Here is a 6,847-nt window from a genome sequence, read left to right on the forward strand (position 1 = left end):
CTACGCGTATCCGGACATCGCCGATGCCGCCGCGCTGATCGACAAGTGGGCAATCCTGCGCGCCGTGCGCGGCGACATCACGAAGGCGCTCGAGGAAGCCCGCACCGCGAACCGCATCGGTTCGTCGCTGCAGGCGGAAGTCACCGTGCAGGCGAGCGGCGCGCGCTACGACGCGCTCGCGAGCCTCGGCGACGATCTGAAGTTCGTGCTCATCACGTCGGCCGCCACGGTCGTCAAGGTCGACGACGATACGCAGGAAAGCATCGACGTGGCCGCATCGCGCTACCAGAAGTGCGAACGCTGCTGGCATTACCGCGAGGACGTCGGCGCACACGCCGATCATCCGACGCTGTGCGGTCGCTGCTTCTCGAACCTGTTTGAAAACGGCGAAATCCGGAGCGCTGCGTAAATGGCCAAAACCTTGTCGAAAGCGTCCGGTGGCGCGCTCGCGCCGTGGCTCGGCATATCGCTGGTCGTCATCCTGTTCGACCAGCTGACGAAGATCGCGATCCTGAAGACCTTCGCGTACGGCGCGCAGCACGCGCTCACGTCGTTCTTCAATCTCGTGCTCGTCTACAACCAGGGCGCGGCGTTCGGCTTCCTGTCGACCGCGGGCGGCTGGCAGCGCTGGGCGTTCACCGCGCTCGGCATCGGCGCGACGCTCGTGATCTGCTTCCTGCTGAAACGCCATGGCCATCAGCGCCTGTTCAGCCTGTCGCTCGCGCTGATCCTCGGCGGTGCGCTCGGCAACGTGATCGACCGGCTCGCCTACGGCCACGTGATCGACTTCCTCGACTTCCACGCCGGCGCCTGGCACTTCCCGGCGTTCAACCTCGCCGATTCGGCCATCACGGTCGGCGCGGTGCTGCTCGTCTACGACGAACTGCGTCGCGTGCGCGGCGCACGCTAAGCACGCATACACTGCGTTGACAGCCGGCTACATGCCGGCCGTTTCGATCGACCCCTTCGGAGGCCCGAGTTGGCACACGCAGAACTCGCAGGAAAACATCTCGTTCTCGGCCTGACAGGCGGCATCGCCTGCTACAAGATCGCCGAGCTCACCCGTCTGCTCACCAAGGCGGGCGCGACCGTGCAGGTCGCGATGACCGACGCGGCCACCCAGTTCATCACGCCCGTCACGATGCAGGCACTCTCCGGCCGGCCCGTCTACACGAGCCAGTGGGATCCGCGCATCGGCAACAATATGGCACATATCGACCTGTCGCGCGAAGCCGATGCCATCGTCATCGCCCCCGCGTCGACGGATTTCCTCGCGAAGCTCGCGCACGGCTTCGCCGACGACTTGCTGTCGACGCTGTGCGTCGCGCGCGATTGTCCGCTGCTCGTCGTCCCGGCGATGAACCGCAAGATGTGGCAGAACCCGGCCACGCAACGCAACGTCGCGCAGCTCCGCGCCGACGGCGTCGCGGTGCTCGGCCCGGATTCGGGCGCGCAGGCATGCGGCGAAGTCGGCGACGGACGCATGCTCGAACCGGAAGCGATCTACGAGGCGATCGTCGCGCACTTCCAGCCGAAACTGCTGTCGCACCGGCGCGTGCTGATCACCGCCGGTCCGACGTTCGAGCCGCTCGATCCGGTGCGCGGCCTGACGAACCGCTCGAGCGGCAAGATGGGTTTCGCGATCGCCCGCGCGGCGCAACAGGCCGGCGCGGAAGTGCATCTGGTCGCGGGACCGGTCGCGCTGGAGACGCCGTGGGGCGTCTACCGCGAGGACGTGCAGACCGCGCAGCAGATGTACGACGCGGTCATGAACGCCGTGCCGGATGCCGACATCTTCATCGCGGTGGCCGCGGTCGCCGACTGGCGCGTCGCGCAACCCGCCGAGCACAAGATGAAGAAGACCGCCGACCGCAAGATGCCCGCTCTCACGTTCGTCGAGAATCCGGATATCCTCGCGTCGGTCGCCGCATTGCCCGATCCGCCGTTCTGCATCGGCTTCGCCGCGGAAAGCGGCAACCTCGACGCGCACGGCGACGAGAAGCGCAAGCGCAAGAACGTGCCGCTCCTCGTCGGCAATCTCGGCCCGCAGACGTTCGGCCGCGACGACAATGAAATCGCGCTGTTCGACGCGGCCGGCATCACGCGCCTGCCCCGCGCCCCGAAGGACGAACTCGCGCATGCGCTCGTTGCGGAAATCGCGCGGCGCCTGCCCGACAACCGCCTGATCTGACGATACGCGCGGCGGCAGCACACGCCGCCGCCGCGCTTCACCGACGCCACTACCGTACCGAATGAAACTCGACCTGAAGATCCTCGACGCGCGCATGCGCGACTACCTGCCCGCTTACGCGACGTCCGGCAGCGCCGGCCTCGACCTGCGCGCGTGCATCGACGCGCCGCTGACGCTCGCGCCGGGCGAAACGACGCTCGTGCCGACCGGCCTCGCGATCCACCTCGCCGATCCCGGCCATGCGGCCATGATCCTGCCCCGCTCCGGCCTCGGCCACAAGCACGGCATCGTGCTCGGCAACCTGGTCGGCCTGATCGATTCGGACTACCAGGGCGAACTGATGATTTCGACGTGGAACCGCGGCCAGACGGCATTCGTGCTGAACCCGTTCGAGCGGCTCGCGCAGCTCGTGATCGTGCCTGTCGTGCAGGCGCAGTTCAACATCGTCGACGACTTCGCCGCAAGCGATCGCGGTGCGGGCGGCTTCGGCAGCACCGGCCGCCATTGAACGAAAAAGGGGCGGTGCTTGCGCGCCGCCCCTTCGCTCTGTCACCACTCGAGCCTCATTTCCCCGCGGCGGCGCCGACGGCCGCAACAGCCGGGCGGCGACGCATCTCCGCGAGCGTCGCATACGCGACCAGCGCCAGCAGCACACTCAACAGCACCGCCGACGAACCGATCGTGCCCAGCGCCAGGCCGCCCTTCGCGACCGGCTTCGTCAGCAGGTCGCCGACCGTCGCACCGAAAGGACGTGTCAGCACGAACGCCGCCCAGAACAGGAACACGCTCGACAAACGCGTGAAGTAATGCGCAAGCACGATCGCCGCCAGCAGACCGCCGATCAGCAACGCGCCGCCGGCGAAGCCGAGGCCCGAGCTGTCTGCCAGGAAATCGCCGAGCGCCGTGCCGAGCGTGTTGGAGAACAGGATCGCGATCCAGTACAGCACCTCGACCTTGCGCGTCTTGATCTCGTCGACCGACAGAGATTCGCCCGTCAGGCGCCAGATCGCAAACACCGCCAGCAGAATCGCGACGAGAATCGCCGAGCCCGTTGCATAGCCCAGGCCGAGCGTGCGATCCATGAAATCCGACATCGTCGTGCCGGCCGTGCTGGTCGCGACGATCACCGCCCAGTAAAGCGGAGGACGATAGCGAGTTGTCGACAGTTGCGCGCCCAGCGAAACAAGGAAGAAACCGATCAGCAGGATCGAGCTGACCGCATAACCGACATTCAGCGTCGTCGACAGCAGATCGCCGCCGGTCTCGCCGAGCGTTGTCGCGCAGATCTTCATGATCCAGAACGCCAGCGTGATTTCAGGCAGTTTTTTCATTCGAACCTCATGATGAAAGGAGGACGGGAAGCGGCACCCGGAGCGCCACTTCGCCAATTGCTCGAATGGTAAACAATGCTTGCTTAACGCAGCCTTAGCGCCGTATGCCCCGGCCGCTGACCGGTGCACGCGGCGGCTACGCGGAACGGCGAGGCCGATCGCGCATACGGGAAAAGCGGCCGACGTGGGCTCGTGGGCGAACCAGCTGGCGCTCAGTGTGCGTGCCGATGCCGGTAATGCAACATGTATGCGAGCGTGAGCAGCACGACAAATGCGATGCCGACCGCCATCGTCATCCGGAATTCACGCGTGAACGCGGTCGTCACGAGAATCGCCGCGACCAGCCCCGCGCCGAGCAGGCTGCCGAACGGGTGTCCCCACATCCGGAACGCGAGCGCCGGGCCGCGATAATTCCGGCGGAACCGCAGATGCGTGACGAAGATCATCAGCCACGTCAACAGCGCGCCGAACATGGCGATCGCCATCATCGCGGTAAATGCGGTCTCGGGCCACAACGCGACGAGCACCGCCGCGACCGCGACACCGCTCGTCGACACCCACAGCGCCGCGCGCGGCACGCCATTCGCGCCAAGCCGGCCGAACGCCGCCGGCGCGAGCCGCGCACGCGACAGGCTGAACATCATCCGCGTCGTCACGTAGAGCTGACTGTTCATCGCAGACAATGCCGCCACCAGGACGACGAAGTTGATCACGCCGGCCGCATAGGGAACATGCGTGGCCGCCATCACCTTCACGAACGGACTCTCGTCGGTGCCGGCCTGCGTCCAGGGGACGATCGCCAGCATCAGCGCAAGCGTCAACAGGTAGAACAGCACGAGCCGGAACACCGTCGAGCGGAACGCGCGCGTCACCGCGTGCTGGGGATCGCGCGCCTCGCCCGCGGCGATCGCGACGGCCTCGATGCTCATGTAGCTGAAGATCGCCACGATGACTGCGACCCACGTTCCCCACGCCCCCTTCGGCATGAAGCCGCCATGCGCGGTGTAGTTCGCGAAGCCGATCCCGGAGGCCGCGGGCGCCGACCACACGAGATAAGCGCCGAGCACGACGAACACGATGATCGCCGCGATCTTCAGCAGCGAGAACGCGTATTCGACCGAGCCGTACAGCGTGACGCTTCCCATGTTGACGGCGATCAGCAGCGCCGAGAAGCCGATCACCCAATACCAGCCGGGCACGGCGGGAAACCAGTACTTCATGAACACCGCGATCGCGCTGATCTCGGTGCCGATCGTAAACACGACCGCGAACCAGTACGCATAACGCACCAGAAACCCGGCAAACGGGCCGACGTAGTGCTCCGCATACGCGCCGAACGAGCCGGCCGTCGGATGCGCGACGGTCATCTCCGCGAGCGCGCCCATCAACAGAAGCGCGATCAGCGCGCCGATCGCATAGGAAATCAGTACGCTCGGGCCGGCGAGCCCGATCGCGAAGCCGCTGCCGAGGAACAGCCCCGTGCCGATCGCGCCGCCAATCGCGATCATCGCCATCTGTCCCGCCGACAGCGCGTGACGCAGTCCTTCTTCCCGTTCGACGATGCGGTCGAACGCCTGTTGTCGTTGTGTCAAACCCGAACTCCCCACACCCACTCCCGCGCCGCTGGCGCCAGACAAAACGAAACGGCGCGGAAGACTTCCCGCGCCGTTGGCTTGAAACAGAGGATTATCGCCTATTCGACCTCGACCGCCTCTTCATTCGGCTTGTGCGGCGGATTCGCCAGCTTGTCGAACGAAAGCGTCACCTTGTCGTTTTCGTCGACGTCGACCGTCACGTGGCCGCCGTTGACCAGCTTGCCGAACAGCAGTTCGTCGGCGAGTGCGCGACGGATCGTGTCCTGGATCAGCCGCTGCATCGGCCGCGCGCCCATCAGCGGATCGAAGCCGTGCGTCGCGAGATGCTTGCGCAGCGCGTCGGTGAAGAGCGCGTCGACCTTCTTCTCGTGCAACTGCTCCTCGAGCTGGATCAGGAACTTGTCGACCACCCGCATGATGATTTCCTCATCGAGCGAACGGAAGCTGATGATCGCATCGAGACGGTTGCGGAACTCCGGCGTGAACAGGCGCTTGATGTCGGCCATCTCGTCGCCCGTTTCGCGGCGCGTCGTGAAGCCGATCGTCGCCTTCTGCATCGACTCGGCCCCCGCGTTCGTCGTCATGATGATGATGACGTTGCGGAAATCCGCCTTGCGGCCGTTGTTGTCCGTCAGCGTGCCGTGGTCCATCACCTGCAGCAGCACGTTGAAGATGTCCGGATGCGCCTTCTCGATTTCGTCGAGCAGCAGCACGCAGTGCGGCTTCTTCGTGACGGCCTCGGTGAGCAGGCCGCCCTGGTCGAACCCGACGTAACCCGGCGGCGCGCCGATCAGCCGGCTGACCGCATGGCGCTCCATGTATTCCGACATGTCGAAGCGGATCAGCTCGATGCCGAGCGTGAACGCGAGCTGGCGCGCCACTTCGGTCTTGCCGACGCCCGTCGGGCCGGAGAACAGGAACGCCCCGATCGGCTTGTCCATCTTGCCCAGCCCCGCGCGCGCCATCTTGATCGACGCGGCGAGCGCGTCGATCGCCGGATCCTGGCCGAACACGACACTCTTCAGGTCGCGATCGAGCGTCTGCAGCTTGCTGCGGTCGTCCTGCGACTCGCTCTTCGCCGGCACGCGCGCGATCTTCGCGATGATCTCCTCGATCTCGCCCTTGCCGATCGTCTTCTTCTGCTTCGACTTCGGCAGGATGCGCTGTGCCGCGCCCGCTTCGTCGATCACGTCGATCGCCTTGTCGGGCAGATGCCGGTCGGTGATGAAGCGCGCCGACAACTCGGCCGCCGCCGACAGTGCGCCCGACGAATACTTGACGCCGTGATGCTCCTCGAAGCGCGACTTCAGGCCGCGCAGGATCGCCACCGTCTGCTCGACGGTCGGCTCGGTCACGTCGATCTTCTGGAAGCGCCGCGACAGCGCCGCGTCCTTCTCGAAGATGCCGCGATATTCGGTGAACGTCGTCGCGCCGATGCACTTGAGCGTGCCCGACGACAGCGCCGGCTTCAGCAGGTTCGACGCATCCAGCGTGCCGCCCGACGCCGCGCCGGCGCCGATCAGCGTATGAATCTCGTCGATGAACAGGATCGCGTGCGGACGCTCCTTCAACTCCTTGAGCACCGTCTTCAGGCGCTGCTCGAAATCGCCGCGATACTTGGTGCCCGCGAGCAACGCGCCCATATCGAGCGAATACACCTGCGCGTTCGCGAGGATGTCCGGCACCTCGCCGCGCGTGATGCGATACGCGAGCCCTTCTGCGATCGCCGT

Annotated in this window: 7 protein-coding genes; 4 read left to right on the forward strand and 3 right to left on the reverse strand. The window is 65.9% G+C overall.

Annotated elements, in window-relative coordinates:
* The 4 genes from KH616_RS19345 to dut form a co-directional block, all read left to right on the forward strand.
* The coding region (locus KH616_RS19345) for a zinc finger domain-containing protein (protein ID WP_292249750.1) at positions 1-409 on the forward strand (409 nt) is incomplete at its 5' end.
* Positions 410-910 carry a signal peptidase II gene (lspA, locus tag KH616_RS19350; protein WP_292249751.1) on the forward strand — a complete coding sequence of 167 codons (501 nt, stop codon included), beginning with the start codon at positions 410-412 and terminating at the stop codon, positions 908-910.
* Positions 911-979: 69 nt separating this feature from the next.
* Positions 980-2,191: a bifunctional phosphopantothenoylcysteine decarboxylase/phosphopantothenate--cysteine ligase CoaBC gene (gene coaBC / locus KH616_RS19355; protein ID WP_292249752.1), complete on the forward strand. Its 1,212-nt coding sequence runs from the start codon at positions 980-982 to the stop codon at positions 2,189-2,191.
* A gap of 61 nt (positions 2,192-2,252) precedes the next feature.
* Positions 2,253-2,699: a dUTP diphosphatase gene (gene dut, locus KH616_RS19360; protein WP_292249753.1), complete on the forward strand. Its 447-nt coding sequence runs from the start codon at positions 2,253-2,255 to the stop codon at positions 2,697-2,699.
* Between the two features lie 55 nt (positions 2,700-2,754).
* Here dut and KH616_RS19365 read toward each other — a convergent pair whose 3' ends face one another.
* The 3 genes from KH616_RS19365 to KH616_RS19375 form a co-directional block, all read right to left on the reverse strand.
* Positions 2,755-3,522, reverse strand: coding sequence for a hypothetical protein (locus KH616_RS19365; RefSeq protein WP_292249754.1), 768 nt, complete (start codon positions 3,520-3,522; stop codon positions 2,755-2,757).
* Between the two features lie 212 nt (positions 3,523-3,734).
* Positions 3,735-5,114 (reverse strand): amino acid permease, encoded by a 1,380-nt coding sequence (locus KH616_RS19370; RefSeq protein ID WP_292249755.1) that lies wholly within the window; start codon positions 5,112-5,114, stop codon positions 3,735-3,737.
* Between the two features lie 101 nt (positions 5,115-5,215).
* A partial coding sequence (locus KH616_RS19375; protein ID WP_292249756.1) for an AAA family ATPase occupies positions 5,216-6,847 on the reverse strand: 1,632 nt, incomplete at its 5' end.

The sequence above is a fragment of the Burkholderia sp. genome, from assembly GCF_018375725.1.
GTDB lineage: Bacteria > Pseudomonadota > Gammaproteobacteria > Burkholderiales > Burkholderiaceae > Burkholderia.